Raw genomic sequence first — 26,586 nt, 5'->3', positions numbered from 1 at the left:
TTGCGATGTTAGGCATTATTTTGACGGGTCATGGCGGTTTTGCCAGCGGGCTTGAGCAGGCGATGAAGCAGATCCTCGGCGAACAGCCGCAGTTTATCGCCATTGATTTTCCCGCGTCTTCCACGACAGCGCGGCTGACCGCTCAGCTCGAGCAGGCGGTGAGTGAGCTGGACGGGCAATTCGACATTGTGTTCCTTACCGACCTGCTGGGCGGTACGCCATTTCGCGTGGCTTCAACGCTGGCGATGCAGCGGCCCGGCAGCGAAGTTATCACCGGCACGAATCTGCAGCTTCTGCTGGAGATGGTGCTGGAGCGCGAGGGACTGAGCAGCGAAGCGTTCCGCCTTCAGGCGCTGGAGTGCGGGCACCGCGGCCTGACGAGCCTGGTGGATGAACTTGGCCGCTGTCGCGAGGAAGCGCCTGCCGAGGAAGGGATATGAGCCAGGTACTGCGCGCGCGGCGGCTACTCACCGAAGGGGGCTGGCTGGACGACCACCAGCTGCGCATTGAAAAAGACGTGATCGTTGCCATCGAACCCATACCGACGGGCGTGACCGCGCGCGATGCCGAACAGCTTTGTCCGGCCTATATCGATACCCACATTCACGGCGGCGCGGGGGTGGATGTGATGGATGAGGCGCCCGGCACGCTGGATACGTTAGCCCGGCATAAAGCGCGTGAAGGCGTGGGGGCGTTTCTGCCCACCACCGTCACCGCGCCGCTGGAGGCCATTCACGGTGCGCTCACGCGGATTGCCCGGCGCTGTCTGGCCGGTGGTCCCGGCGCGCTGGTGCTGGGCAGTTATCTGGAGGGGCCGTACTTTACGCCGCAGAATAAAGGGGCGCACCCGCCCGGACTGTTTCGCGAACTGGATATCGCCGAGCTGGACGCGTTGATGGCGGTCTCGCAACACACCCTCAAAGTGGTGGCACTGGCACCAGAAAAACCGGGTGCGCTGCAGGCGATTCGCCATCTGAAGCAGCGAGGCATCCGCGTGATGCTGGGCCACAGCGCCGCCACCTACGGGCAGACGCTTGCCGCCTTTGACGCAGGGGCAGACGGGCTGGTCCACTGCTATAACGGCATGACGGGATTACACCACAGGGAACCCGGTATGGTGGGTGCCGGGCTAACGGACGAGCGGGCGTGGCTGGAGCTGATTGCCGACGGGCACCACGTTCACCCCGGCGCCATGCGCCTGTGCTGCTGCTGCGCAAAAGACCGCATGGTGTTGATTACCGACGCCATGCAGGCGGCCGGTATGCCCGATGGCCGTTATACGCTTTGCGGTGAAGACGTTACTCTGCACGGCGGCGTGGTGCGTACGGCGGCAGGTGGGCTGGCGGGCAGTACGCTATCGCTGGATGCTGCCGTACGCAACATGGTTGAACATACGGGCGTAACGGCAGAAGAGGCGATTCATATGGCCTCCCTGCACCCTGCCCGCTTGCTGGGCATTGACGGGCAGCTCGGATCGCTCGCCCCGGGCAAGCGCGCCAATATTATCGCGCTGGACGGCGGTTTACACCTCCAGACGATCTGGATCCAGGGTCAGGCTCTCTCCCTCTGACCTTTCACTTTGCGCTTTTTGGCTTTACGACCCCACCTCGTAAGGCCTTTCTTTTCCTTTCCTTCATTTTTTGCTTTTCCTTTTCGATCACACTTTTCGTTTTATTTCTTTTTTCACATTGAACTTTCGATTTCTTTTCTATAAATTTTATTCAACTGCTGAAGTGAACAAGTGAAACGAAACGAAAGATAGCGACACGTTTGCCAGCGTCTGATGTGGAATTCACACGACTAAGGACTGAGTTATGCCAGAAACTATCCCCACCGCCACGACCGGCACATGGACTGAAGAAGAGATCCGCCAGCAGCCATCAAGCTGGATCCGATCGCTGAACAACATCGATAGCCTGCGCGCCTCGATTGACGGTTTTCTTCAACCGCTGCTGCGCAAGCGCGATCTTCGGATCGTACTGACAGGCGCAGGCACCTCCGCCTTTATCGGCGATATCGTTGCGCCGTGGATCGCCAGCCACACCGGGAAAAACATTACCGCCGTACCCACAACCGACCTGGTCACTAACCCAATGGACTACTTCAGCGCCGCGCATCCGCTGCTGCTGGTCTCCTTTGCCCGCTCGGGCAATAGCCCGGAAAGCGTCGCAGCCGTACAGCTGGCTAACCAGTTCGTGCCGGAGTGCTATCACCTGACCATTACCTGCAACGAGGCGGGAAGCCTCTACCAGAACGCGGTCGACGGTGATAACGCCTTTGCCCTGCTGATGCCTGCCGAAACGCACGATCGCGGGTTCGCGATGACCAGCAGCATCACCACCATGATGGCGAGCTGCCTGGCGGTGTTCGTGCCAGAAGTCTTTAACAGCCAGGCGTTTTGCGCCGTCGCCGATCGCTGTCAGGCGATCCTCTCCTCGCTGGGCGATTTTAGCCACGGCGTTTTTGGCAACGAGCCATGGAAGCGGATCGTCTATCTGGGGAGCGGCGGCCTGCAGGGCGTGGCACGCGAGTCGGCGCTGAAAGTGCTGGAGCTGACCGCAGGCGAGCTGGCGGCCTTTTATGATTCCCCAACCGGCTTCCGCCACGGGCCAAAATCCCTGGTAAATAACGAAACGCTGGTGGTGGTCTTCATCTCCAGCCATCCGTATACCCGCCGTTACGATCTGGATCTGCTGGCCGAGCTGCGCCGCGATCGTCAGGCGATGCGCGTGGTGGCGATCGCAGCCGAAACAGATCCCGTTATAGAGGCTGGTCCGCATATTTTGCTGCCGCCTTCCCGCGCGTTTAACGACATGGAACAGGCGTTCTGCTTCCTGATGTACGCCCAGGTCTTTGCGCTCACCCAGTCCATTCGCGTGGGCAACACGCCAGATACCCCGTCTGCCAGCGGCACGGTCAACCGTGTGGTGCAGGGCGTGGTTATTCATCCGTGGCAGGCTTAAGAGGATCGCATTATGAGTATCATCTCAACCAAATACCTTCTGCAGGACGCGCAGGCCAAGGGCTACGCCGTACCGGCATTCAACATTCATAACGCCGAAACGATCCAGGCGATCCTTGAAGTGTGCAGCGAAATGCGATCACCGGTGATCCTCGCGGGCACGCCGGGCACCTTCAAGCACATTGCGCTCGAAGAGATCTACGCCCTCTGTAGCGCTTACTCCCTCAGCTATGACATGCCGCTGGCGCTGCATCTCGATCACCATGAATCGCTGGACGATATTCGTCGCAAGGTGAACGCCGGCGTGCGCAGCGCCATGATCGACGGCAGCCACTACCCGTTTGAACAGAACGTGAAGCTGGTGAAATCGGTTGTCGATTTCTGCCACCTCAACGACTGCAGCGTCGAGGCCGAACTGGGGCGACTGGGCGGCGTGGAAGATGACATGAGCGTGGACACTGAGAGCGCATTTCTGACCGACCCGCAGGAAGCGAAACGCTTCGTTGAACTGACGGGCGTGGACAGCCTTGCCGTCGCCATCGGAACGGCCCACGGTCTGTACACCAAACGGCCAAAAATTGATTTCCAGCGCCTGGCGGAGATCCGCGACGTGGTGAGCGTTCCGCTGGTGCTCCATGGCGCGAGTGATGTGCCGGATGAATATGTACGCCGCACCATCGAGCTGGGCATTTGCAAAGTCAACGTGGCTACCGAGCTAAAAATTGCCTTTTCTGATGCGGTTAAAGCCTGGTTTGCCGACAACCCGCAGGGCAACGATCCGCGCTATTACATGCGCGTCGGCATGGACGCCATGAAAGAGGTGGTCAGAAGCAAAATCAACGTGTGCGGCTCGGCCAACCGACTGCTGCTTACGGCTGATGCCTGAATCCCGTCGTAAATAACATCGCTCTCTGAAAATAACTATAAGCCTCGCAAATATGAAGGCGCGTCCTTAAGCCGGACAGCGCCTTCCTTTACCATAAAAAAATTCCGAGGAGTCCCTACATGACACAGGAAAAGTCGTTTAAATCGAAAGCGTGGGCGTTTTTTCAAAGTCTGGGAAAGACCTTTATGTTCCCGGTCTCGCTGCTGGCCTTTATGGGCCTGCTGCTGGGGATCGGCAGTTCCGTCACCAGCCCTTCAACCATTAAAAGTTTCCCTTTTCTGGGTGGCGAGCTCACACAGCTCACCTTTGGTTTTATTGCCATGGTCGGCGGTTTCGCCTTTACCTATCTTCCCCTGATGTTCGCGATGGCGATCCCGATGGGGCTTGCCAAACGCAACAAGGCCGTGGGCGCGTTTGCCGGGTTCGTGGGCTACATGCTGATGAACATGAGCATTAACTATTACCTGACCGCAACCCACCAGCTTGCCGATGCGGCCACCATGAGGCAGGTGGGGCAATCCATTGTGCTGGGGATCCAAACCCTGGAGATGGGCGTACTGGGCGGGATCGTGGTTGGGGTGATTACCTATTTTCTGCATGAGCGTTTTCAGGACACGGTATTACACGACGCCTTCGCTTTCTTTAGCGGCATCCGCTTTGTGCCCATTATTACCGCGCTGACCCTCTCGCTGGTCGGCCTGTTCATTCCCCTGCTGTGGGAATACGTGGCGCTGGGCATTGCCGGAATTGGCCATATCATTCAAAGCACCAGCGTTTTCGGCCCGTTCCTGTACGGCGTGGGCGTGCTGCTGCTCAAGCCTTTTGGCCTGCACCATATCCTGCTGGCGATGGTGCGTTTCACCCCGGCGGGCGGCATTGAGATGGTCAATGGTCATGAAGTGGCCGGTGCGCTGAATATCTTCTACGCCGAACTCAAGGCCGGACTGCCGTTTAGCCCGCACGTCACCGCATTCCTGTCGCAGGGCTTTATGCCGACCTTTATCTTTGGGCTCCCGGCGGTGGCGTATGCCATCTACCGCACCGCGCGCCCGGAGAATCGCCCGGTAATCAAAGGGCTGCTGCTCTCCGGCGTGCTGGTTTCCGTTGTTACCGGTATTTCAGAACCGATTGAGTTCCTGTTCCTGTTTATCGCGCCGGCGCTTTACGCCTTCCATATCGTGATGTCTGGTCTGGCGCTGATGGTTATGGCCCTGCTGGGCGTCACCATCGGCAACACCGACGGCGGCATTCTGGACCTGCTGATCTTCGGTGTAATGCAGGGCATGTCGACCAAATGGTATCTGCTGTTCCCGGTAGGCATCGCCTGGTTCGCCATCTACTTCTTCGTCTTCCGCTGGTACATCCTCAAGCACGACATTAAAACGCCAGGGCGCGAAGTGGATACCCAGGGGGCGCTGCAGGCCGTTGAGGCCAACACCCGGGCGCGCGGAAAATCGAAATATGATCATGGGCTTATCCTGCGTGCGCTCGGCGGTAAAGAGAACATTGAGTCCCTCGACAACTGCATTACCCGCCTGCGTCTGGTGGTGAAGGATATGGGGCTTGTGGATCAACAGGCGCTTAAAACGGCCGGGGCGTTATCCATCGTGGTGCTCGACGCACACAGCGTGCAGGTGATTATCGGCCCGCAGGTCCAGAGCGTGAAAACCGGCATTGAAGCCTTAATTTAACAGGGGGTAGTTGTGTTTGATTTTGACAAAATCATAGAGCGCAAAAGCGATAGATGCCGCAAATGGGATCACGCCTTTGTCTGTTCACGCTTCGGTGATGTGCCTGAGGGGTTTATCCCGCTGTGGATTGCGGATATGGATTTCACCTCACCGCCCGCCGTGATTGAAGGCTTTCAGCGCATCGTGGAGCACGGCACCTTTGGCTATACCTGGTGCTTCGACGAATTCTACGATGCCGTTATCGCCTTCCAGCGCCAGCGCCATCAGGTAGAAGTTGAGAAGGCGTGGGTAACCTTAACCTACGGCACCGTCTCTACGCTGCATTACACGGTCCAGGCATTCTGCGAGCCCGGTGACTGCGTGATGATGAACACACCGGTATACGACCCGTTTGCGATGGCAACGCAGCGTCAGGGCGTGCAAGTACTTGCTAACCCGCTGCGTGTGGACGACAACCGCTATTACCTGGATTTTAACCGGGTGGAGGAGCAGCTTAAAACGCACCGACCCCGGCTGTGGTTCTTCTGCTCGCCGCATAACCCCTCCGGAAGGATCTGGCGGGCAGACGAGATTCGCCAGGTCTCCGACCTGTGTCAACGCTACGGCACTCTCCTGGTGGTCGATGAGGTGCACGCGGAACACATTCTCGACGGCAGGTTTGTTAGCTGTCTGACAGCCGGCTGCGCTGCGCAGGACAATCTGATCGTTCTGACCTCGCCAAATAAGGCGTTCAATCTGGGCGGGCTGAAAACCTCTTATTCCATCATCCCGGATGATTCTCTGCGCCAGCGCTTCCGCCAGCAACTGGAGAAGAACTCCATCACCTCACCCAACATCTTCGGCGTATGGGGAATTATTCTGGCCTATCAGCACGGCCTGCCGTGGCTTGACGCGCTGAACAATTATCTGCGCGGCAATGCACGTTATCTGGCAGATGCCCTCCAGACCCACTTCCCGGCATGGAAAATGATGAACCCGGAGTCGTCGTATCTCGCCTGGATAGACGTCAGCGCCGACGATCGGAGTGCCACCGAGCTGACCCGGCATTTCGCCCGGCAGGCGGGCGTGGTTATCGAGGATGGCAGCCACTACGTACAAAACGGCGAAAACTACCTGCGGATTAACTTCGGCACCCAGCGCGACTGGCTGGAGCAGTCCATCGACCGCATGCTGAAGCATTACTGATATCGACCCGCGTCGGCTGGTCAGGTCAGACTATGACCTGCCAGCTGCCTCCTTTCCTGGCACCTTCACGCTTCACTTTATTTTTGTGTTGTAACGTACGGAGATAACGCTCAACGGTGCGGGAACTCACGCCTAACGCGGATGCCAGCATCGCGGCGGTCATCTGAGGATGGGCGGTAAGAAGGTGCAGAATCGCGATCTCTTTTTCCGACATTTGTTCCGACATTTGTTCCGACATCTCTGTCGGAACGGCAATACCTTCACGCAGCGTATCCGCCATATTCCGCAGCATAAACTCGATAAAAGCGGTGCAATCGCTCGCACGATCGCACTGGCCCAGGATTTCGTAATAACGTGATTGCTGGAAATGGATCAACGTCTCGACAGGCAACCAGGCAAGTTCAGCCCGCCAGTGGCTCAGGATAAGCGTTTGCCACAACCGTCCCATACGGCCATTGCCATCGGAAAAGGAATGAATAAATTCAAACTCGTAGTGAAACACAGAGCTGGCTATCAGGGGATGGATGTCGGTTTGCTCCAGCCAGCAGAGGAGATCGTTGATAAGACGTTGCATTTGCGAAGCGGGCGGGGCCATATGAACCAGTTGCGTTCCACGGTAGACCCCCACATCACCCTGCCTCAGTTTACCAGGATTATCGACCAGACCAGACATCAACACCCGATGCGCGCTGAGCAAATCGTTGAGACGCCAGGGCTTCCAGTCGGGCAGTTTCTCGTAGGCAAGGATAGCGTTGCGCACCTCCTGAATATCCTTCTCAGGTGCAAGTACACGTTTCCCGTCCATAATCGCCGTTACCTGCCCGGTCGTCAGCGAGTTATGCTCAATCGCCAGGGATGCCTGAATGGTCCGAATGCGATTCTCTTTGCGTAGCAGAGGGGATGTTCTGCCAGAATGCGCCGCCCAGTGTCCCAGTAGTTCGCCGATCTCAATAACCTGATTGAGGATAGAGGGCGTAATCGTAAAAGGAGGCTGATAGCGGCTCATGTGTTACTCCCCCTGCTGCTCCAGCGCATACTTATACAACGCATTTTTCTTCACGCCGTGAATCTCTGCAGCCAGCGCGGCGGCTTTCTTGAGCGGCAGTTCAGCCTGCAGCAGCGCCAGGGTGCGCAGCGCATCGGCGGGCAGTGCATCTTCCTGCGCTTTATGGCCTTCGACTATCAGAACCATTTCGCCCTTGCGGCGGTTTTCGTCCTCTTTGACCCATGCCAGCAGTTCGCCCACCGGCGCGCCGTAGATGGTCTCCCAGGTTTTGGTCAGTTCACGCGCCAGCACCACATAGCGGGATTCGCCCCAGACGGTGACCATATCGTCCAGGCTTTCCAGCAGACGATGGGTGGATTCGTAGAAAATCAGCGTACGCGGCTCGGCTTCCAGATCTTTTAACACATCGCGACGGCCTTTGGATTTCGCGGGCAGAAAGCCTTCGTAGCAGAAACGGTCGGACGGTAAACCGGCCGCGCTTAACGCCGCAATGGCCGCGCATGGGCCTGGCAGAGGGACCACGCGGATGCCCGCTTCACGGCAGGTACGCACCAGATGGTAGCCCGGATCGTTGATCAGCGGCGTGCCGGCGTCGGAGACGAGTGCAATGTTCTGCCCCTCTTTCAGCTTTGCCACCAGCGTTTCTGCTTTTTGTTGCTCATTGTGATCGTGCAGGGCAAACAACCGGGCGCTAATGGCGAAGTGTTGCAGCAGTAAACCGGTATGTCGGGTGTCTTCAGCAGCAATTAAATCAACGGCTTGCAATACGGTAAGTGCACGTTGGGTAATATCAGACAAATTCCCGATAGGAGTAGGTACAATATAAAGCTGGCCTTGAGAATTATCTGCCGTTTCGTGTTGTTTCATTGTTTAGTCCGGATTGCCGATTTAATATTGAGCATTGCGTAAAAAAAATCACTGGATACAGTATGGTACCGTTAACGTTTATAAGAACAAAAGCCGCACGCAGCGTGCCTCTCCTGCTGGCCGCCCTGATCTTCGCAGGCTGTGGCACGCAGGCACCCGACCAGAGCACGGCCCACATGCAGGGTTCGGCTCAGGCTGATTCTGGCTTTTATCTGCAACAAATGTCGCAGAGCTCGAATGATACCAAGACCAACTGGCAATTACTCGCCATTCGTGCACTGCTGAAAGAGGGTAAAACCCAGCAGGCCGCCGAACTGTTCAACCAGCTGCCGCAAGATCTGACCGACACCCAGCGTCGTGAGCAGGGTTTACTCTCTGCCGAGCTGAAAGTGGCGCTGAAAGATTACGAATCAGCGAAGAAAATCCTCGGTAACATTGACGTGGGCGCGCTGGATAAAAACCAGCAGGCCCGCTTCTGGCAGGCCGGTATCACCGCGGAGCAAGGCCGTCCGTCCCTGACGCTGCTGCGCGCGCTGATTGCCCAGGAGCCGTTGCTGAGCGGGGCCGATAAACAGAAAAATATCGATGCCACCTGGCAGGCGCTCGCCTCCATGACCCAGGATCAGGCCCGGGCGATGGTCATCAATGCGGACGAAAACGTGCTGCAGGGCTGGCTGGATCTGCAGCAGATGTGGTTCACCAACCGCAGCGATCCGAACATGCTGAAAGCGGGCATTACCGACTGGCAAACACGTTATCCGCAAAACCCGGGGGCCAAAATGCTGCCCGGGCAACTGGTCAACGTGCAGAACTTTAAGCCAGCCTCCACCAGCAAGATTGCCCTGCTCCTGCCGTTGAACGGTCAGGCGGCGGTGTTTGGTCGCGCGATCCAGCAAGGCTTTGAAGCCGCGAAGAACGGCACAACGACAGTGTCAGGCAGCGCGGTTCCGGATCAGGCAGCCCAGGCGGCGAACGTCAGTGACGTGATCAGCCCGTCCGCCGCAGAGACCAGCGACCTGACCACAGCGCAAGCTCCGGCTCAGGGGACCCTGCAAAACCCGGTTACGGCACCGACGACGCCACCAGCTGAGACAGCGGCACCGGCCCCGGCGGCCCAGGCCCCTGTTGAAACGCCAGCCGCGCCGGCGACCGAGGCGACAACCACGGCGCAACCGCAGGCCACTCAGCCAGAGCAACAGCCTGCCGCGCAGCAGCAGACCGTAGCAACGCCCGGCGCTAACCCGGGCGCGGAGCTGAAAATCTACGATACCAGCGTCCAGCCGCTCGACCAGGTACTGGCGCAGGTGCAGCAGGACGGCGCGAGCATCGTTGTCGGCCCGCTGTTGAAAAACAACGTAGAAGAGCTGATGAAGAGCAACACTCCGCTGAACGTGCTGGCGCTTAACCAGCCGGAGCAGGTGCAAAACCGTGCCAATATTTGCTATTTCGCCCTCTCACCGGAAGACGAAGCACGCGATGCGGCGCGGCATATTCACGAGCAGGGCAAACAGGCCCCGCTGCTGTTAATCCCGCGTAGCGCGCTGGGCGACCGTGTCGCTACCGCCTTTGCCGACGAGTGGCAAAAACTGGGCGGCGGCGTCGTGCTGCAGCAGAAATTTGGCTCAGCCGGTGAATTGCGCGCTGGGGTAAACGGCGGCGCAGGCATCGCGCTGAACGGCAGCCCGGTCGCCGCCAGCCTGCCACAGCAGCAGAGTGTAACCATCGGCGGCCTGACCATCCCGGCACCGCCAACGGACGCACAAATCAGCGGTGGCGGTAAGGTCGATGCGGCTTACATCGTTGCCACGCCGGAAGAGATTGCCTTCATCAAGCCGATGATCGCCATGCGTAACGGCAGCCAGAGCGGGGCGACGCTCTACGCCAGTTCCCGCAGCGCGCAGGGCACCGCAGGCCCGGATTTCCGTCTGGAGATGGACGGCCTGCAGTACAGCGAAATCCCGATGCTGGCAGGCAGCAACCCTGCGCTGATGCAGCAGGCGCTCGGCGCAGTACGTAACGACTACTCCCTGGCACGCCTGTATGCCATGGGCGTTGATGCGTGGGCGCTGGCCAACAACTTTACCCAGATGCGTCAGGTACCGGGCTTTGAGCTGAACGGTAACACCGGCGATCTGACGGCAACGCAGGACTGCGTGATTAACAGGAAGTTATCATGGCTCAAATACCAGCAGGGGCAAATCGTCCCGGCCAGTTAAGCCGTAAAGAGACCGGCGACGCGTGGGAGGTAAAAGCGCGTCGCTGGCTTGAAGGCAAAGGACTGCGCTTCATTGCCGCCAACGTTCGCGGACGCGGCGGCGAAATCGACCTGATTATGAAAGACGGCCCGGTCACCGTGTTTGTTGAAGTGCGCTATCGACAGTCGTCCCGTTTTGGCGGTGCTGCCGCCAGCGTGACGCTCGCCAAACAACATAAATTATTACAGACTGCCCACTTGTGGCTCGCCCGCCATAATGGGAGTTTTGATACTGTGGATTGCCGGTTTGATGTGGTAGCCTTCACCGGAAATGAGATCGACTGGCTTAAAAACGCTTTTGGCGAAGACGCATAATTACGATTTAAAGGGATAACGTGCTCGATAGAATTAAAGTGTGCTTCACAGAAAGCATTCAAACGCAGATTGCCGCGGCGGAAGCTCTCCCGGACGCGATTTCCCGCGCCGCGATGACGCTGGTGCAGTCCTTGCTCAACGGCAACAAAATCCTCTGTTGTGGTAATGGTACCTCGGCCGCCAACGCACAGCATTTTGCTGCCAGCATGATCAATCGTTTTGAAACCGAACGCCCAAGTTTACCCGCCATTGCACTAAATACCGATAATGTGGTCTTAACTGCGATTGCAAACGACCGTCTGCATGACGAAATTTACGCAAAGCAGGTGCGCGCCTTAGGCCATGCCGGAGATGTGCTGCTGGCGATTTCAACCCGCGGCAACAGCCGTGACATCGTCAAAGCCGTTGAAGCGGCCGTCACCCGTGATATGACCATCGTGGCATTAACCGGCTATGACGGCGGCGAACTGGCCGGTCTCCTTGGGCCGCAGGATGTGGAAATCCGCATTCCTTCTCACCGCAGCGCCCGCATTCAGGAAATGCACATGCTGACGGTGAACTGCTTATGCGATCTGATCGATAACACGCTTTTCCCTCACCAGGATGATTAAGGAGTTTTCATGAAGGCTTTATCGACCCTTGCAGTCCTTATGTCTGCACTGCTACTCCAGGGTTGTATCGCGGCGGCCGTCGTCGGTACCGCCGCCGTGGGTACCAAAGCGGCGACCGATCCGCGCACCGTCGGCACACAGGTTGATGACGGCACGCTGGAGCTGCGCGTCAACAGTGCGCTGTCTAAAGACGAACAGATTAAGAAAGAAGCGCGCATCAACGTGACGGCCTATCAGGGCAAAGTTCTGCTGGCAGGACAGGCGCCAACCACTGAACTCGCGTCACGTGCTAAACAGATTGCGATGGGCGTAGAAGGGACAATCGAAGTGTTTAACGAAGTGCGTCAGGGGCAGCCAATCAGCCTTGGTACCGCATCGTCAGATACCTGGATCACCACCAAAGTACGTTCCCAGCTGTTGGGTTCTGACCAGGTCAAATCCTCTAACGTGAAAGTGACCACCGAGAACGGCGAAGTGTTCCTGCTGGGTCTTGTGACCGAACGTGAAGGGAAAGCGGCAGCGGATATCGCCAGCCGGGTGAGCGGCGTGAAACACGTCACCACCGCGTTTACTTACATCAAGTAACCTAAACCTGCCCCCAGGCCCGGTAAGCGCTAGCGCCACCGGGCTTTTTTTTTTACAGCAGCGCAATACTTCCCACAATTATCCCACTCAAGGCCACCAGCCCCGCCGTCAGCCACAGCGCTTTCGCAGGGAATGACTTACGCAGCATAACGAACGAGGGCAGGCTTACCGCAGGTAGCGTGATAAGCAGCGCCAGCGCGGGCGCGGTGCCCATTCCGGCCAGCATCATGGTCTGGACAATCGGAATTTCTGCCGCCGTTGGGATCACAAACAGGCACCCTGCCACCGCCATCGCAACCACCCACATCAGCGTGTTGTCGATAGCCCCATCCGCATGGGGGAACAGCCAGACGCGCGCCGCGCCGAGAACCAGTACCGCCAGGATATAAACCGGGATAGTGCTCCAGAAGAGCTGCCACAGCGCTTTGCCCCAGCGAGCGAAGAACCCGCCCTGCGGCTCGCGCATCTCCAGTTCAACGGACGCTGTTTCTACCGTCTTGTCCTTCACCAGGTGCTGCACCAGCGTGGCGACCACCAGCACGGTCAACAGCCCGGCGACCAGGCGGATAAAGGCAAAATGCCAGCCGAGGACAAAGCCCATGAACACCAGCGTGGCCGGATTAAGCAGCGGGTTTCCCATCCAGAACGCGAGCGCCCCGCCCATTGAGACGCGCTGGCGACGCAGACCGGCGGTAACCGGCGCAGCGCAGCAGGAGCACATCATGCCCGGCAGGGAGAAAATCGTCCCCAACAGCGTGCCCTGAAAGCGCGGCTGGCCTAAGGTTTTCACCAGCCAGTTACGCGGGATAAGGACCTGAACCAGCGAGCCGAGGAGCACCCCTAATACCGCCGCTTTCCAGACGGCAAGGAAATAGACCATGGCATAGTCCCACGCCGCCCGTAGCGGGCTGGCATCGGCCTGTGCGAGGATGGATTTACCAATACTGTGCGTGTCGGCAGCGGTGAAGGCTTTACCGTAGTAAGGCTGCCATTTCACGTACCAAAGGCCAACGATGACCACAAGAAAGAAGAGTGCGGGCTTCCACCATTGAACAGGTGTTGCCGCCTGAGATGAAGACTGACCAGTCATAGCATTCCCCGGAGAGTGTTATTGAATAAGCCGGGGGAGTTTACGCCTCGCCCTGCGCGATTTCACGCAGTTTTGCTGAGGGGATAATATTCACACCTTTTTTAGAGGGCGACAGGCCTTCTTTTAACATGGCGCGGGCGACGTCTCTTGCCTCGATGGATTTCCAGTTTCCGGGCAGGATTTTAAACAGCGGGGCAAAAAAGGATTCGTTGAACCGTCGCTCGTCACGGTGCCCGAGCAGCATCGAAGGCCGGACAATGGTCAGATACTCCCACTCCTGAGCGATCAGCGCCTCCTCCATTTTGCCTTTTACCTTGCTGTAGAAAAAAGGCGAGCTGGCGTTGGCACCCATTGAGCTGACCACCACAAAATGCTTCGCCCCCAGCTTTTTGGCCGTCAGGGCCGTATCGACAATCAGCGTGTAGTCGGCATGCACGAACGCCTCTTTGCTGCCCGCCTCGCGCCGCGTGGTGCCGAGACAGCAAAAGGCGATATCTATGGGGTCCTGCACCTGCCCCAGCGCATCGGTAAGCTGCGGATCGTGAGGATTAAAGACGCCTGAGATATCGGCCAGCGGGCGACGCGTAGGCGCGGCGATATAGTTTACCCTTCGCTCCTGAATCAATAGCCGCAGCAGATGGTCGCCCACCAGCCCGGTTGCGCCTGTTATCAATACCTGGCTCATCCTCTTCCCCTTTACAGAATAGTCCGTTTGCGATTCTGGCCTGCTCGACCACACTTAAAAGTCTGTACGGTAAGTATTTACCACAAACGGGAAAAAAACAGTCTGAAGCGATAACAACGGAGGAACCATGGGTAAAAAAATCGCAGTCTTGATTACCGACGAGTTTGAAGATTCAGAATTCACGTCGCCAGCAGAGGCATTCCGCAAGGCGGGCCACGAGGTCGTTACCATCGAGAAAGAAGCGGGTAAAACCGTGAAGGGCCACAAGGGCGAAGCCAGCGTGACCATTGATGAATCCATTGATAACGTCAGCCCGTCAGATTTCGATGCCCTGCTGTTACCAGGCGGCCATTCACCGGATTCCCTGCGCGGAGACGATCGTTTCGTCACGTTCACTCGTGATTTCGTCGCCACCGGCAAGCCGGTCTTTGCCATTTGCCACGGGCCTCAGCTGCTGATCAGCGCTGATGTCGTGCGCGGACGTAAGCTCACCGCGGTGAAACCGATCGTTATCGATCTGAAAAACGCGGGTGCCGAGTTCTACGATCAGGAGGTGGTCAACGATAAGGATCAGCTGATCACCAGCCGTACGCCGGACGATCTGCCAGCGTTTAACCGCGAAGCGTTACGCCTGCTCGGCGCGTAACCAGTGCAGCTTTTTGCCAAAGCCCAGCGTGTTGTCGGTAAATTTCAGCTCATCAAGGCGGATTTCCCACACCGGGGCTTTTAGCGCAGCGGCAACCGGGAAGCGTCGCGTATAGCGTTTACGCTGCGCGTCGCTTTCCTCTCCTTCCAGACGGCGAATTTCCCCTTTGAACTGAAGCCCGCGGATCAGTGCCACCGTTTTCGGCTGGCCGTTTACCGTGCCGGCCACCTTCGCCTGTTGGCCCGTCATTTGGGCATGACGCGTTTTGTCTTCGCTGAGGACGTAAAACGCCACCCGCTCCGGGTCGTAATAGTAGAACGCGTTCGCGCACCACATCTCCCCTTCGTCGTAGACACACCAGGTGACAACATGCTGCTTCGCAAGCCAGCGGTTTATGGCGGCCAGTGTTTCCATTTTTACTCTCTCTCATGCTAAGGTGCGTTTCACCTTAACATACTGAATCTGAATACCGTGTGCTGGTTTCTCTATCTTGTCCGAACCGCTGATAACGCGCTCTACACCGGGATCACCACCGATGTGGCGCGGCGTTTTATCCAACATCAGACGGGGAAAGGGGCTAAAGCCCTGCGGGGAAAAGGGGAACTGCGGCTCGCGTTTTCTGCCGCCGTTGGCGACCGTTCGCTGGCACTCAGGCTGGAGTACCGCATAAAGCAGCTGACGAAGCGCCAGAAAGAGCGTCTCGTCAGTGGAGACGGCTCCTTCGAGGCGCTACGCGAAAGCCTGATTAAAAGCGATTGAAATGGTCGTGATACTCCACCAGACCATTAACGCCGTTCAGCGCGTCATCCGCCAGACGATGTACCTGGAAGGCGGATTCGGTGCCCGGCCAGCGGCAGCGCAGATCGTAATGCGCCGCCTGCTCAAAGCCTAAACGGCCATAGAACGCCGGATCGCCAAGCGTCACCACCGCCGCGTAGCCGAACTCATTCAGCGAATCCAGCCCTTCATAGACCATCTGGCGCGCCAGCCCCTGGCCGCGATAACGCTCATCGACCGCCAGCGGGGCCATTCCTACCCACTGTAGCTCTTCGCCCTGAACCACCACCGGACTGAATGCGACATAGCCCACCACCTGACCTTCGTCATCGGTGGCGACCAGCCCCAGCGTAATCAGGCCGTCTTCACGGAGATCCTGAACCAGTTGGGCTTCGGCATCGCTCTCAAAGGAGCGGCGCAGCAGCGCGTCAATACCCGGAGCATCAATCCCAATTTCGACTCGAATCAGCATGGCTCACCTACTGAAGTGTGTTTACCGTCCGGCGGGGTTTTCAGCCCGGCCTCAACGAAATCTGCCATTTGCATCAACATCATGCGCAGCGCTTTTGGCATCTGCTCCAGCTCAATGGCATCCATTAAATTTTTGACGTACAGACCCAGTTCCGTGTCACCTTCAATCACCAGACGGCGCTGGAAGAACAGCGTATCCGGATCCTGTTTACGCGCGGCGATCATCAGCAGATCGCTGGCACAGGCGCTAAAGCTCACATCCGCTTCGGCAGATTCACGCACGATCAGCTGGTCGTTCTCCACGGAGGTAAACCAGCGCAGCCCGATATCGCGGACCTCAATACTCAACCAGCGGCCTTCAAGGAACGCCAGCTCGCCGTCCTGCAGCGCCTGGCGGAATTGCCAGCTCAGGACCTGCTCCAGCACCTGGCGCTTGAGCGCGAACGGGGCCAGTTTGACCGGCACGCTCAGCATTGATGGGCCAAATTGTACGAGACGCGAACGCAGTTTATCCAGCACGAGCATTACTCCCTGATGTCTATAATCCTGTTATTTTGCCATATCCCGACGAGAACATAGCGGCGTAAATCAACAAACCGGCGTCCGCCTTACCTCATTATTGGTGTCATCAATACGCCATTAGCTGCCTTAAATCAAAAATTGTCGCGTATAGGTTAATTAAAATCCCAGCTCGTTAACAATTTTGCGATCGCTGCGATCGTCAACATCGGGATAATTTATGGAGCTGCTCTGCCCTGCCGGAAACCTTCCGGCGCTTAAGGCGGCCATCGAAAATGGGGCCGACGCGGTCTACATTGGGCTTAAGGATGATACCAACGCCCGTCATTTCGCTGGCCTAAACTTTACGGAGAAAAAGCTTCAGGAAGCCGTCAACTTCGTCCACCAGCACCGCCGCAAGCTGCATATCGCCATCAACACCTTTGCGCATCCTGATGGCTACGCCCGCTGGCAGCGCGCGGTGGACATGGCTGCCCAACTGGGCGCCGATGCCTTAATCCTGGCCGATCTCGCCATGCTTGAGTATGCGGCAGAACGCTATCCGCATATTGAGCGCCACGTCTCTGTTCAGGCATCTGCCACCAACGAGGAGGCGGTGCGTTTCTACCATCGTCACTTTGACGTTGCCCGCGTGGTTCTGCCGCGCGTGCTCTCTATCCATCAGGTGAAGCAACTCGCACGCGTCACGCCGGTGCCGCTGGAAGTGTTTGCTTTCGGCAGCCTGTGCATCATGGCTGAAGGGCGTTGTTATCTCTCGTCCTATTTAACCGGTGAGTCTCCGAATACCGTCGGAGCCTGTTCCCCTGCCCGCTTCGTTCGCTGGCAGCAAACGCCGCAGGGGCTGGAATCTCGTCTCAACGAGGTGCTGATCGACCGTTATCAGGACGGTGAAAACGCGGGCTACCCGACGCTGTGCAAAGGCCGCTATCTGGTAGACGGCGAGCGTTATCACGCGCTTGAAGAGCCGACCAGCCTCAACACGCTGGAGCTGCTGCCGGAACTGCTGGCGGCGAATATCGCCTCGGTAAAAATTGAAGGTCGCCAGCGCAGCCCGGCCTACGTGAGCCAGGTGGCGAAAGTGTGGCGGCAGGCGATTGACCGCTGCATGGCCGATCCGCAGAACTACGCCGCCCAGCCTGCCTGGATGGAGACGCTCGGATCAATGTCCGAAGGCACGCAGACCACGCTTGGTGCCTATCACCGTAAATGGCAGTGAGATAACCATGAAATATTCATTAGGGCCGGTGCTTTACTACTGGCCAAAAGAGACGCTGGAAGATTTCTACCAGCAGGCGGCAAACAGCAGCGCCGATGCGATTTACCTCGGCGAAGCGGTATGCAGCAAGCGCCGGGCCACCAAAGTGGGCGACTGGCTGGATATGGCGAAAAGCCTCGCAGGAAGCGGTAAACAGGTTGTGCTGTCAACCCTCGCGCTGGTGCAGGCCTCGTCGGAGTTAGGCGAGCTGAAGCGCTACGTTGAAAACGGCGAGTTTCTGGTGGAGGCCAGCGACCTGGGCGTGGTGAACCTGTGCGCCGAGCGTAAGCTGCCGTTTGTCGCCGGCCATGCGCTGAACTGCTATAACGCGGTGACGCTGCGCCTGCTGCTTAAACAGGGGATGACGCGCTGGTGCATGCCGGTTGAGCTTTCCCGCGACTGGCTGGACAATCTGCTGAAACAGTGCGACGAGCTGGGTATTCGCCATCAGTTTGAAGTAGAGGTACTGAGCTACGGCCATCTGCCGCTGGCCTACTCGGCCCGCTGCTTTACCGCCCGTTCGGAAGATCGTCCGAAAGATGAGTGCGAAACCTGCTGCATTAAATACCCGAACGGGCGCAGCATGCTGTCCCAGGAAAATCAGCAGGTCTTTGTCCTCAACGGCATTCAGACCATGAGCGGCTATGTGTATAACCTCGGCAACGAGCTGGCATCGATGAACGGACTGGTGGATATGGTGCGCCTGTCACCGCTGGATACCGGTGTCCTTGCGATGCTCGACGCGTTCCGCGCCAACGAAAACGGTGCCTCGCCGCTGCCGCTTACGTCCAACAGCGACTGTAACGGCTACTGGAAACGTCTGGCCGGGCTGGAACTTCAGGCCTAAAAAAGGCTCACTTTGTTAACAACGGTTAGTAAACTTTAATGCAGTATGAAAGATTCACCGTCGACAAAGTGAGCTGCTATGACTGACAAAACCATTCCGTTCTCGGTGCTGGATCTCGCGCCGATCCCACAAGGCTCCTCGGCACGAGAAGCCTTTTCGCATTCGCTCGCGCTCGCTCAGCTGGCCGAAAAGCGCGGCTATCACCGCTACTGGCTGGCCGAACATCACAATATGGTCGGCATCGCCAGCGCCGCCACGTCCGTGCTGATTGGCTATCTGGCGGCCAATACGACGACGCTGCACCTCGGCTCGGGCGGCGTGATGCTGCCTAACCATGCCCCGCTGGTGATTGCTGAGCAGTTTGGCACCCTGAATACGCTCTATCCTGGCCGTATTGATCTGGGGCTTGGCCGCGCACCGGGAAGCGATCAGCCAACGATGCGCGCGCTGCGCCGCCACATGAGCGGTGATATCGACAACTTCCCGCGCGATGTCGCCGAACTGGTGGACTGGTTCGACGCGCGCGATCCGAACCCGCACGTACGTCCGGTGCCGGGCTACGGCGAAAAAATCCCGGTCTGGCTCCTGGGCTCCAGCCTGTATAGCGCCCAGCTCGCAGCACAGCTTGGGCTGCCGTTTGCGTTTGCTTCGCATTTCGCGCCAGATATGCTGCACCAGGCGTTGCATCTGTACCGCACCCACTTCAAACCGTCCGAGCGTCTGGAGAAACCGTACGCGATGGTGTGTATCAACATCATTGCCGCCGACAGTACCCGCGATGCGGAATTCCTGTTCACCTCCATGCAGCAGGCCTTCATGAAGCTGCGTCGCGGCGAAACCGGCCAGCTACCGCCGCCGGTGGAGAACATGCATCAGCTGTGGTCCGCCTCCGAGCAGTATGGCGTTCAGCAGGCGCTAAGTATGTCTCTGGTGGGGGATAAGGCGAAAGTGCGTCACGGGCTGGAAGCGGTGCTGCGTGAGACCCAGGCGGATGAGATTATGGTTAACGGCCAGATCTTCGATCATCAGGCGCGTTTGCATTCGTTTGACCTGGCGATGCAGGTAAAAGAAGAGTTGGTGGGGTAGCCTTTTCGCCCGGTGGCCCGTCGCTTACCGGGCCTTCGGGATCGCATAGGCCGGATAAGGCGTAGCCGCCATCCGGCACAAAAAACTTACTGATACACTGGCAACAGATTGAAGCTCGACAATACGTGTACCACCGCGTTGCCTACCCCGAACACCAGAATCAACGCAATCATCGGCTTACCGCCCCAGACGCGGAACGTCGGGCTACCAAAGCGCTTACGGGATTTGCGTGCCAGCAGCGCCGGAACGATTGCCGCCCAGATGGTTGCTGCCAGCCCTGCATAGCCAATGGCGTACAGGAAACCGTTCGGCCACAGCAGACCGCCGACAACCGGCGGCAGGAAAGTCAGCAGCGCGGTTTTGAAGCGCCCCATCGCCGAATCGTCAAAGCCAAACAGATCCGCCAGGTAGTCAAACAGACCCAGGGTAACGCCCAGGAAGGAGCTGGCCACCGCAAAGTTAGAGAACACAACTAACAGCAAATCCAGGCTGCGGCTGTTCAGTACGCCGCTCAGCGCCTGGACCAGCACATCAATATTACCGCCCTTCTGCGCAATGCCGATAAATTCCGGACGCGGGATGTTACCCATTGTCCCCAGCAGCCAAATCACATACAGCCCCAGCGCCAGCAGCGTGCCATAGATCAGGCACTTCACAATGGTGCGCGGATCTTTACCGTAGTATTTCATCAGGCTCGGCACGTTGCCGTGATAGCCAAACGAGGCCAGACAGAACGGCAGCGTCATCAGCAGGTATGGCGTATAGGAGGTGTTCACTTCCGCCACGTTAAACAGCGTCGCGGGGGTGACATGGCCGAGCAGGCTGCCGAAAGTCAGGAAGAAGGTGATCACCTTCGCGCCCAGCACGATCGCCGTCATGCGGCTCACCGCTTTGGTGCTTAACCAGACGATAAACGCCACGACCAGCGCAAAGCTGAATCCGGCCACGCGCGCTGGAACGTTCAGCGACATCTCTGAAAACGTATGGTGCAGAATTGAACCACTCGCGGAGATGTACGCGTAGGTCAGGATATAGAGCACGAACGCAATCGAGAGGCCGTTGATCAGGTTCCAGCCCTTGCCCAGCAGGTCTCTGGTGATGGTGTCGAAGCTGGAGCCCACGCGATAGTTCAGGTTAGCCTCCAGGATCATCAGCCCGGAATGCAGCATGCAGAACCAGGTAAAGACCAGCGCCGCCAGCGACCAGAAAAACCACGCACCGGACATGACCACCGGCAGGGAGAACATCCCAGCACCAATGATGGTTCCGCCGATGATCACCACGCCGCCAAGCAGCGAAGGTGACGTTTGGGTGGTGGTTAGTGTCGCCATACAGCCTTTACTCCAGTCAAAAATGTGGTTCGCAGTTTAATGTGCAGCACTGTACCAGTACAAGAGTACAAAGGAAATAAAAAAAGCCCCGATCGCGTTGATCGGGGCTGTATATTTTACTTTACGTCTGAAGCGTAAGGCTTACGCGTCACGGCGACGGCTTGCGCCTTCGTCACGACGTGGGCCACGGTTTTCACGGCGTTCGCCGGAGAAACGACGACCTTCACCACCGCGACCTTCGCTACGACCGCCTTCACGACGCTCGCCACCGAAGCTGCGGCCACCGCCACGACGTTCGCCGCCGCGGTCAGTGCGAGGCTGTGCATCGCCCATCAGCTGCATGTTCATCGGCTTGTTCAGGATGCGAGTGCGAGTAAAGTGCTGCAGTACTTCGCCCGGCATACCTTTCGGCAGTTCGATGGTGGAGTGGGTACCGAACAGCTTGATGTTACCGATGTAACGGCTGCTGATGTCGCCTTCGTTAGCGATCGCGCCAACGATGTGACGCACTTCAACGCCATCATCACGGCCCACTTCAATGCGGTACAGTTCCATATCACCCGCGTCACGACGCTCACGACGTGGACGGTCTTCACCACCACGCTCTGGACGGTCACCACGTGGGCCACGGTCGTTACGGTCGCCACGACGTTCGAAACGGTCGTCACGGTCACGGAACTCACGCTTAGGACGCATAGGCGCATCTGGCGGAACGATCAGGGTACGTTCGCCCTGTGCCATTTTCAGCAGTGCTGCAGCCAGGGTTTCGATATCCAGCTCTTCGCCTTCAGCGGTAGGCTGGATCTGCGACAGCAGCGCACGGTACTGATCCAGATCGCTGCTTTCCAGCTGCTGCTGAACTTTGGCGGCGAATTTTTCCAGGCGGCGTTTGCCCAGCAGCTCTGCGTTTGGCAGCTCAGCTTCTGGAATGGTCAGCTTCATGGTGCGTTCAATGTTACGCAGCAGACGACGCTCGCGGTTCTCAACGAACAGCAGCGCACGACCAGCACGACCCGCACGACCGGTACGGCCGATACGGTGAACGTAAGACTCAGAGTCCATCGGGATGTCGTAGTTTACAACCAGGCTGATACGTTCAACGTCCAGACCACGTGCTGCCACGTCGGTTGCAATCAGGATATCCAGACGACCGTCTTTCAGGCGCTCCAGAGTCTGCTCACGCAGGGCCTGGTTCATGTCACCGTTCAGCGCTGCGCTGTTGTAGCCGCTACGTTCCAGGGCTTCAGCCACTTCCAGGGTCGCATTTTTGGTACGCACGAAGATAATCGCCGCATCAAAATCTTCTGCTTCCAGGAAACGAACCAGCGCTTCGTTTTTACGCATGCCGTATACAGACCAGTAGCTCTGGCTGATGTCCGGGCGAGTGGTAACGCTGGACTGAATGCGTACTTCCTGCGGCTCTTTCATGAAGCGGCGGGTAATACGACGGATAGCTTCTGGCATGGTGGCAGAGAACAGAGCGGTCTGATGACCTTCCGGGATCTGCGCCATAATGGTTTCTACGTCTTCGATGAAGCCCATACGCAGCATTTCATCTGCTTCATCCAGTACCAGACCGCTCAGTTTAGAGAGATCAAGGGTACCGCGCTTCAGGTGATCCAGCAGACGGCCCGGCGTACCGACAACAATCTGTGGACCCTGGCGCAGGGCGCGTAACTGCACGTCATAACGCTGGCCGCCGTACAGGGCTACCACGTTTACGCCGCGCATATGTTTAGAGAATTCAGTCATCGCTTCAGCAACCTGAACAGCCAGTTCACGGGTTGGAGCAAGGACGAGGATCTGCGGTGCACGCAGGTCCGGATCAATGTTGTGCAGCAGCGGCAGCGAGAATGCTGCGGTTTTACCGCTACCAGTCTGGGCCATGCCCAGCACGTCACGACCAGAGAGCAGATGCGGAATACATTCTGCCTGGATCGGAGATGGTTTTTCGTAACCCAGATCGGTAAGGGCTTCAAGGATAGGAGCCTTCAGGCCCAGATCTGCAAAAGTGGTTTCGAATTCAGCCATGTAGTACAAGTGCCTCGATATTAATGGCGGCCAGTCTACTTAGCTCATCGTGAAAATGATTAGCAATTTTCATTGAAAAGTGTGAACCGGCTCAAAGTAGGTGTATTGACGAACAACAACGCCCTCACCAGTTAAGGTGATGGCAATCAAAAAGATTACGGGCTGATGTTTATGTCGTCAGCTATTGCTGGTCCGATTCTGCCAGGTCGTCTTGCTCCTGGCCCAAGAGCGATAATTCCAACAATGCATAACGGTGCTCAACGAAGTTGTGTACGTTGTTAGCAACCGCTAATTTGAACAGTGCCGTAGCGCTGTCCTTTTCCCCCAGACTTAGGTAGTACTTACCTAAATAGAAGTTGGTTTCACTGAGATGCTCAGCGAGCGAGGTGTTATCCGTTGCGTCCGCCTTGAGGCGTTCCATCAGCGTTGCTTCGCTAATGTTGCCCAGGTAGAACTCGACAATGTTCCATCCCCACTGTTCCTTGTCCGATTTATCGAAGCGCTGTTTCAGTGCTTCTTTTGCCTGCTTCTCATCGAGCTTCTGCTCAACGATGTAAAGCCACAGGCTGCGGAAAGGATCATTAGGATCGTCTTGATAAAACGCCAGCAGATCATCTTGCGCTAACTTGTCACGACCGCCGTAATACAATGCGATACCGCGATTCAAGTGCGCGTAGTTGTAAGTTGGATCAAGCTCAAGTACAGAATCAAACGCTTCATAGGCAGCATCAAAATTGCCTGCCTGCGTTAAATAAATGCCTAAGTAATTGAATACTTCAGGCATATCAGGTCGGATTGCCAGTGCTTGTGAAAAATCATTTCGCGCTAATGCCCTCAGACCGAGACTATCATACAACACTCCGCGCTCATATAAAAGCTGTGCGCGTTCGTCATCGGTTAAAGCCCGACTGGCAAGAATTTGTTCCATGCGTGCCAGAATCACTTCCTGCTGCAAAGTCGGTTGCAATGGCACTGCGAGGACTTCGCTCTTACGCCAGGCAGAGTTGCTGCATCCTGCCAGCGTTAAAGCTGTCGCAACGAAACACCAGCGCAAAAAAGGCTTCATTTCCCACTCCCGAAGACAACTATTGGATGACGTCCTGTCCCCCGGCTGCTAACAAGGCGTCCTGCCTGGTAATAGGCCCTCCGCAACGCGGAGGGCAAATGGCAACCTTACTCGCCTTGCTGTTCTGCTGCCGGTGCTTCTGGCGCAGCAGGCTGAGACTGCTCGGTTGCTTCTTTAATGCTCAGACGGATACGGCCCTGGCGGTCAACTTCCAGAACTTTAACCGGAACTTCCTGGCCCATCTGCAGGTAATCGGTCACTTTCTCAACACGCTTGTCAGCGATCTGAGAGATGTGTACCAGACCTTCTTTACCGCCACCGATGGCAACGAATGCGCCAAAGTCAACGATACGGGTCACTTTACCTGCATAGACGCGGCCCACTTCGATTTCTGCCGTGATTTCTTCGATGCGACGGATAGCGAATTTCGCTTTCTCGCCGTCGGTCGCTGCGATCTTCACAGTACCGTCATCTTCGATTTCGATAGTGGTGCCAGTCTCTTCGGTCAGGGCACGGATAACGGAACCGCCTTTACCGATAACGTCTTTGATCTTGTCTGGATTGATCTTGATGGTGTGGATACGTGGCGCGAACTGAGAAATATCGCCACGCGGCGCGTTGATCGCCTGTTCCATCACGCCCAGGATGTGCAGACGCGCACCTTTAGCCTGGTTCAGAGCAACCTGCATGATCTCTTTGGTGATGCCTTCAATTTTGATATCCATCTGCAGTGCAGAGATACCTTCGCGGGAACCCGCGACTTTGAAGTCCATATCGCCCAGGTGATCTTCATCACCCAGAATGTCAGACAGAACAACGAAGTTGTCGCCTTCTTTCACCAGACCCATTGCGATACCCGCAACAGCGGCTTTGATCGGCACGCCTGCATCCATCAGCGCCAGAGAGGCACCACACACGGAAGCCATAGAAGAGGAACCGTTAGATTCGGTGATTTCTGACACTACGCGAACGGTGTACGGGAATTTGTCAGCTTCTGGCATCACTGCCAGCACGCCGCGCTTCGCCAGACGACCGTGACCAATCTCACGACGCTTCGGTGAGCCCACCATACCGGTTTCGCCTACGGAGTACGGAGGGAAGTTGTAGTGGAACAGGAAGCTGTCGGTACGTTCGCCCATCAGTTCGTCGATGTTCTGTGCATCACGGGCAGTACCCAGCGTGGCGGTAACCAGCGCCTGAGTTTCGCCACGGGTGAACAGTGCGGAACCGTGGGTACGTGGCAGAACGCCAGTACGCACGTCCAGACCACGGATCATATCTTTTTCACGACCATCGATACGCGGTTCGCCTGCCAGTACGCGGCTACGAACAACGTTTTTCTCGATTGCGTGCAGGATTTCGCCAATTTCGTTAGCGTCCAGCGTTTCGTCTTCAGCAACCAGGGTCGCGGTCACTTCAGATTTGATCACATCAACCTGAGCATAGCGCTCCTGTTTGTCGGTGATGCGGTATGCGTCGCTCAGACGAGATTCTGCCAGTGCCGCTACGCGTGCATTCAGCGCGTCGTTAACCGCTTCTGGCTGCCAGTCCCAACGTGGTTTACCGGCTTCTTTCACCAGGTCGTTGATGTTCTGGATAACGATCTGCTGCTGGTCGTGGCCGAAGACCACAGCGCCCAGCATCTGGTCTTCACTCAGCAGCTCTGCTTCGGATTCAACCATCAGAACCGCGGCTTCGGTACCGGCAACGACCAGGTCCAGCTTACTTTCTTTCAGCTCTTCCTGCGTTGGGTTCAGCACGTACTGGTCATTGATGTAACCTACGCGTGCAGCACCGATTGGGCCGTTGAATGGAATACCAGACAGTGACAGGGCAGCGGATGCGCCGATCATCGCAACGATGTCCGGGTTAACCTGTGGGTTAACGGAAACAACGGTGGCGATAACCTGAACTTCGTTAACGAAGCCTTCCGGGAACAGCGGACGAACCGGGCGGTCAATCAGACGCGCAATCAGGGTTTCGCCTTCGCTTGGACGGCCTTCACGACGGAAGAAACCACCCGGGATTTTACCGGCAGCGTAGGTACGCTCCTGGTAGTTTACGGTCAGTGGGAAAAAGTCCTGACCTGGTTTAGCTTTTTTCTGGCCCACAACGGTAACGAACACCGCGGTGTCATCCATGCTTACCATTACGGCAGCAGTAGCCTGACGCGCCATCATGCCGGTTTCCAGCGTGACGGTGTGCTGACCATACTGGAACTTACGAACGATCGGATTCAGCAAAATTCTATCCTTTCTTAAATGTGTGACAGCACACCACCGGTGTGCTGACGATTTAACCCGACCTTCTTCGCATCCTCGCGACTAATGACAACCGACACCCCCATGGGTGAAGCCTCTCATTAGCCGCGCGAACCTCTGCAATGAAGATCATTTATAGCAACAATACAATAGTTTCCA

The 26,586-nt window shown here is 57.1% G+C and carries 27 protein-coding genes; 15 read left to right on the top strand and 12 right to left on the bottom strand.

What is annotated here, in order from left to right:
- Positions 1 to 5 precede the first annotated feature (5 nt).
- The 6 genes from agaF (at position 6) to I6L58_RS15790 (ending at position 6,724) form a co-directional block, all read left to right on the top strand.
- On the top strand, positions 6 to 440 hold the full coding sequence (agaF, locus tag I6L58_RS15815; RefSeq protein WP_006178729.1) for a PTS galactosamine/N-acetylgalactosamine transporter subunit IIA: 435 nt from the start codon (positions 6 to 8) through the stop codon (positions 438 to 440).
- Entirely contained in the window at positions 437 to 1,570 is a 1,134-nt protein-coding gene (gene nagA, locus I6L58_RS15810) for an N-acetylglucosamine-6-phosphate deacetylase (RefSeq protein ID WP_088208480.1), read from the top strand. The genes agaF and nagA overlap by 4 nt, the downstream gene beginning before the upstream one ends.
- Before the next feature lie 244 nt (positions 1,571 to 1,814).
- Positions 1,815 to 2,963: an SIS domain-containing protein gene (locus I6L58_RS15805; protein WP_088208479.1), complete on the top strand. Its 1,149-nt coding sequence runs from the start codon at positions 1,815 to 1,817 to the stop codon at positions 2,961 to 2,963.
- A gap of 12 nt (positions 2,964 to 2,975) precedes the next feature.
- Entirely contained in the window at positions 2,976 to 3,848 is an 873-nt protein-coding gene (kbaY, locus tag I6L58_RS15800) for a tagatose-bisphosphate aldolase subunit KbaY (protein WP_088208478.1), read from the top strand.
- A gap of 119 nt (positions 3,849 to 3,967) precedes the next feature.
- A complete protein-coding gene (malX, locus tag I6L58_RS15795) occupies positions 3,968 to 5,539 on the top strand; it encodes a maltose/glucose-specific PTS transporter subunit IIBC (protein ID WP_088208477.1) in 1,572 nt (523 codons plus the stop codon).
- Between the two features lie 12 nt (positions 5,540 to 5,551).
- Complete coding sequence (locus tag I6L58_RS15790) at positions 5,552 to 6,724, top strand: MalY/PatB family protein (RefSeq protein WP_088208476.1); 1,173 nt, start codon at positions 5,552 to 5,554, stop codon at positions 6,722 to 6,724.
- 25 nt (positions 6,725 to 6,749) lie between these two features.
- Here the strand turns inward: I6L58_RS15790 and I6L58_RS15785 are convergent, their stop codons facing one another.
- On the bottom strand, positions 6,750 to 7,730 hold the full coding sequence (locus I6L58_RS15785) for a Fic family protein (RefSeq protein WP_088208475.1): 981 nt from the start codon (positions 7,728 to 7,730) through the stop codon (positions 6,750 to 6,752).
- 3 nt (positions 7,731 to 7,733) lie between these two features.
- On the bottom strand, positions 7,734 to 8,597 hold the full coding sequence (gene rsmI, locus I6L58_RS15780; protein WP_088208474.1) for a 16S rRNA (cytidine(1402)-2'-O)-methyltransferase: 864 nt from the start codon (positions 8,595 to 8,597) through the stop codon (positions 7,734 to 7,736).
- A 62-nt stretch (positions 8,598 to 8,659) separates the two neighbouring features.
- Between rsmI and I6L58_RS15775 the strand changes: the two genes are divergently transcribed.
- Genes I6L58_RS15775 through dolP form a run of 4 tightly spaced genes read left to right on the top strand, consistent with a single transcriptional unit; the run spans position 8,660 to position 12,362 of the window.
- The gene (locus I6L58_RS15775; RefSeq protein WP_088208473.1) at positions 8,660 to 10,813 is read left to right on the top strand and encodes a penicillin-binding protein activator; all 2,154 of its coding nucleotides are present in this window, start codon (positions 8,660 to 8,662) and stop codon (positions 10,811 to 10,813) included.
- Entirely contained in the window at positions 10,771 to 11,166 is a 396-nt protein-coding gene (locus I6L58_RS15770) for a YraN family protein (protein ID WP_088208472.1), read from the top strand. The genes I6L58_RS15775 and I6L58_RS15770 overlap by 43 nt, the downstream gene beginning before the upstream one ends.
- A 20-nt stretch (positions 11,167 to 11,186) precedes the next feature.
- Positions 11,187 to 11,777: a DnaA initiator-associating protein DiaA gene (gene diaA / locus I6L58_RS15765; protein ID WP_006178740.1), complete on the top strand. Its 591-nt coding sequence runs from the start codon at positions 11,187 to 11,189 to the stop codon at positions 11,775 to 11,777.
- Between the two features lie 9 nt (positions 11,778 to 11,786).
- The gene (dolP, locus tag I6L58_RS15760) at positions 11,787 to 12,362 is read left to right on the top strand and encodes a division/outer membrane stress-associated lipid-binding lipoprotein (protein ID WP_006178741.1); all 576 of its coding nucleotides are present in this window, start codon (positions 11,787 to 11,789) and stop codon (positions 12,360 to 12,362) included.
- Between the two features lie 52 nt (positions 12,363 to 12,414).
- On the opposite strand, the gene I6L58_RS15755 is transcribed toward dolP, so the two are convergent.
- Both I6L58_RS15755 and I6L58_RS15750 read right to left on the bottom strand, forming a co-directional pair.
- A complete protein-coding gene (locus tag I6L58_RS15755; protein ID WP_088208471.1) occupies positions 12,415 to 13,452 on the bottom strand; it encodes a permease in 1,038 nt (345 codons plus the stop codon).
- Between the two features lie 40 nt (positions 13,453 to 13,492).
- A complete protein-coding gene (locus I6L58_RS15750) occupies positions 13,493 to 14,137 on the bottom strand; it encodes an NAD(P)H-binding protein (RefSeq protein WP_006178743.1) in 645 nt (214 codons plus the stop codon).
- Positions 14,138 to 14,264: 127 nt separating this feature from the next.
- Here I6L58_RS15750 and I6L58_RS15745 point away from each other — a divergent pair, with 127 nt between their 5' ends.
- The gene (locus I6L58_RS15745) at positions 14,265 to 14,783 is read left to right on the top strand and encodes a type 1 glutamine amidotransferase domain-containing protein (RefSeq protein WP_006178744.1); all 519 of its coding nucleotides are present in this window, start codon (positions 14,265 to 14,267) and stop codon (positions 14,781 to 14,783) included.
- On the opposite strand, the gene I6L58_RS15740 is transcribed toward I6L58_RS15745, so the two are convergent.
- Positions 14,763 to 15,197 carry a YhbP family protein gene (locus tag I6L58_RS15740; protein ID WP_006178745.1) on the bottom strand — a complete coding sequence of 145 codons (435 nt, stop codon included), beginning with the start codon at positions 15,195 to 15,197 and terminating at the stop codon, positions 14,763 to 14,765. The genes I6L58_RS15745 and I6L58_RS15740 overlap by 21 nt on opposite strands.
- 57 nt (positions 15,198 to 15,254) lie before the next feature.
- Here I6L58_RS15740 and I6L58_RS15735 point away from each other — a divergent pair, with 57 nt between their 5' ends.
- Positions 15,255 to 15,542, top strand: a complete 288-nt coding sequence (locus I6L58_RS15735; RefSeq protein ID WP_006178746.1) for a GIY-YIG nuclease family protein — start codon at positions 15,255 to 15,257, stop codon at positions 15,540 to 15,542.
- Here I6L58_RS15735 and I6L58_RS15730 read toward each other — a convergent pair.
- Both I6L58_RS15730 and ubiT read right to left on the bottom strand, forming a co-directional pair.
- Positions 15,529 to 16,032, bottom strand: coding sequence for a GNAT family N-acetyltransferase (locus I6L58_RS15730; protein WP_006178747.1), 504 nt, complete (start codon positions 16,030 to 16,032; stop codon positions 15,529 to 15,531). The two genes, I6L58_RS15735 and I6L58_RS15730, sit on opposite strands and share 14 nt — an antisense overlap.
- On the bottom strand, positions 16,026 to 16,550 hold the full coding sequence (gene ubiT / locus I6L58_RS15725; protein WP_042322351.1) for a ubiquinone anaerobic biosynthesis accessory factor UbiT: 525 nt from the start codon (positions 16,548 to 16,550) through the stop codon (positions 16,026 to 16,028). The genes I6L58_RS15730 and ubiT overlap by 7 nt, the downstream gene beginning before the upstream one ends.
- A 220-nt stretch (positions 16,551 to 16,770) precedes the next feature.
- Between ubiT and ubiU the strand changes: the two genes are divergently transcribed.
- The 3 genes from ubiU (at position 16,771) to I6L58_RS15710 (ending at position 19,738) form a co-directional block, all read left to right on the top strand.
- Positions 16,771 to 17,766 (top strand): ubiquinone anaerobic biosynthesis protein UbiU, encoded by a 996-nt coding sequence (gene ubiU, locus I6L58_RS15720; RefSeq protein ID WP_088208470.1) that lies wholly within the window; start codon positions 16,771 to 16,773, stop codon positions 17,764 to 17,766.
- Between the two features lie 7 nt (positions 17,767 to 17,773).
- A complete protein-coding gene (locus I6L58_RS15715) occupies positions 17,774 to 18,652 on the top strand; it encodes a U32 family peptidase (protein WP_088208469.1) in 879 nt (292 codons plus the stop codon).
- 78 nt (positions 18,653 to 18,730) lie between these two features.
- The gene (locus I6L58_RS15710; RefSeq protein WP_088208468.1) at positions 18,731 to 19,738 is read left to right on the top strand and encodes a luciferase-like monooxygenase; all 1,008 of its coding nucleotides are present in this window, start codon (positions 18,731 to 18,733) and stop codon (positions 19,736 to 19,738) included.
- Positions 19,739 to 19,824: 86 nt separating this feature from the next.
- Here the strand turns inward: I6L58_RS15710 and mtr are convergent, their stop codons facing one another.
- The 5 genes from mtr to pnp form a co-directional block, all read right to left on the bottom strand.
- Positions 19,825 to 21,069, bottom strand: a complete 1,245-nt coding sequence (gene mtr, locus I6L58_RS15705; protein WP_088208467.1) for a tryptophan permease — start codon at positions 21,067 to 21,069, stop codon at positions 19,825 to 19,827.
- A gap of 141 nt (positions 21,070 to 21,210) precedes the next feature.
- A complete protein-coding gene (locus I6L58_RS15700) occupies positions 21,211 to 23,100 on the bottom strand; it encodes a DEAD/DEAH family ATP-dependent RNA helicase (RefSeq protein ID WP_006178753.1) in 1,890 nt (629 codons plus the stop codon).
- The gene (gene yrbN, locus I6L58_RS15695) at positions 23,093 to 23,173 is read right to left on the bottom strand and encodes a protein YrbN (RefSeq protein ID WP_097397692.1); all 81 of its coding nucleotides are present in this window, start codon (positions 23,171 to 23,173) and stop codon (positions 23,093 to 23,095) included. The genes I6L58_RS15700 and yrbN overlap by 8 nt, the downstream gene beginning before the upstream one ends.
- Positions 23,174 to 23,281: 108 nt before the next feature.
- Positions 23,282 to 24,166, bottom strand: a complete 885-nt coding sequence (gene nlpI / locus I6L58_RS15690; RefSeq protein ID WP_006178754.1) for a lipoprotein NlpI — start codon at positions 24,164 to 24,166, stop codon at positions 23,282 to 23,284.
- Between the two features lie 107 nt (positions 24,167 to 24,273).
- Complete coding sequence (gene pnp / locus I6L58_RS15685) at positions 24,274 to 26,409, bottom strand: polyribonucleotide nucleotidyltransferase (protein WP_006178755.1); 2,136 nt, start codon at positions 26,407 to 26,409, stop codon at positions 24,274 to 24,276.
- Between the last annotated feature and the right edge of the window lie 177 nt (positions 26,410 to 26,586).

It is taken from the genome of Enterobacter cancerogenus (assembly GCF_019047785.1).
Lineage (GTDB): Bacteria > Pseudomonadota > Gammaproteobacteria > Enterobacterales > Enterobacteriaceae > Enterobacter > Enterobacter cancerogenus.
Note: the sequence above shows the minus strand (reverse complement) of the source record. Positions and strands in the feature narration are given on the sequence as shown.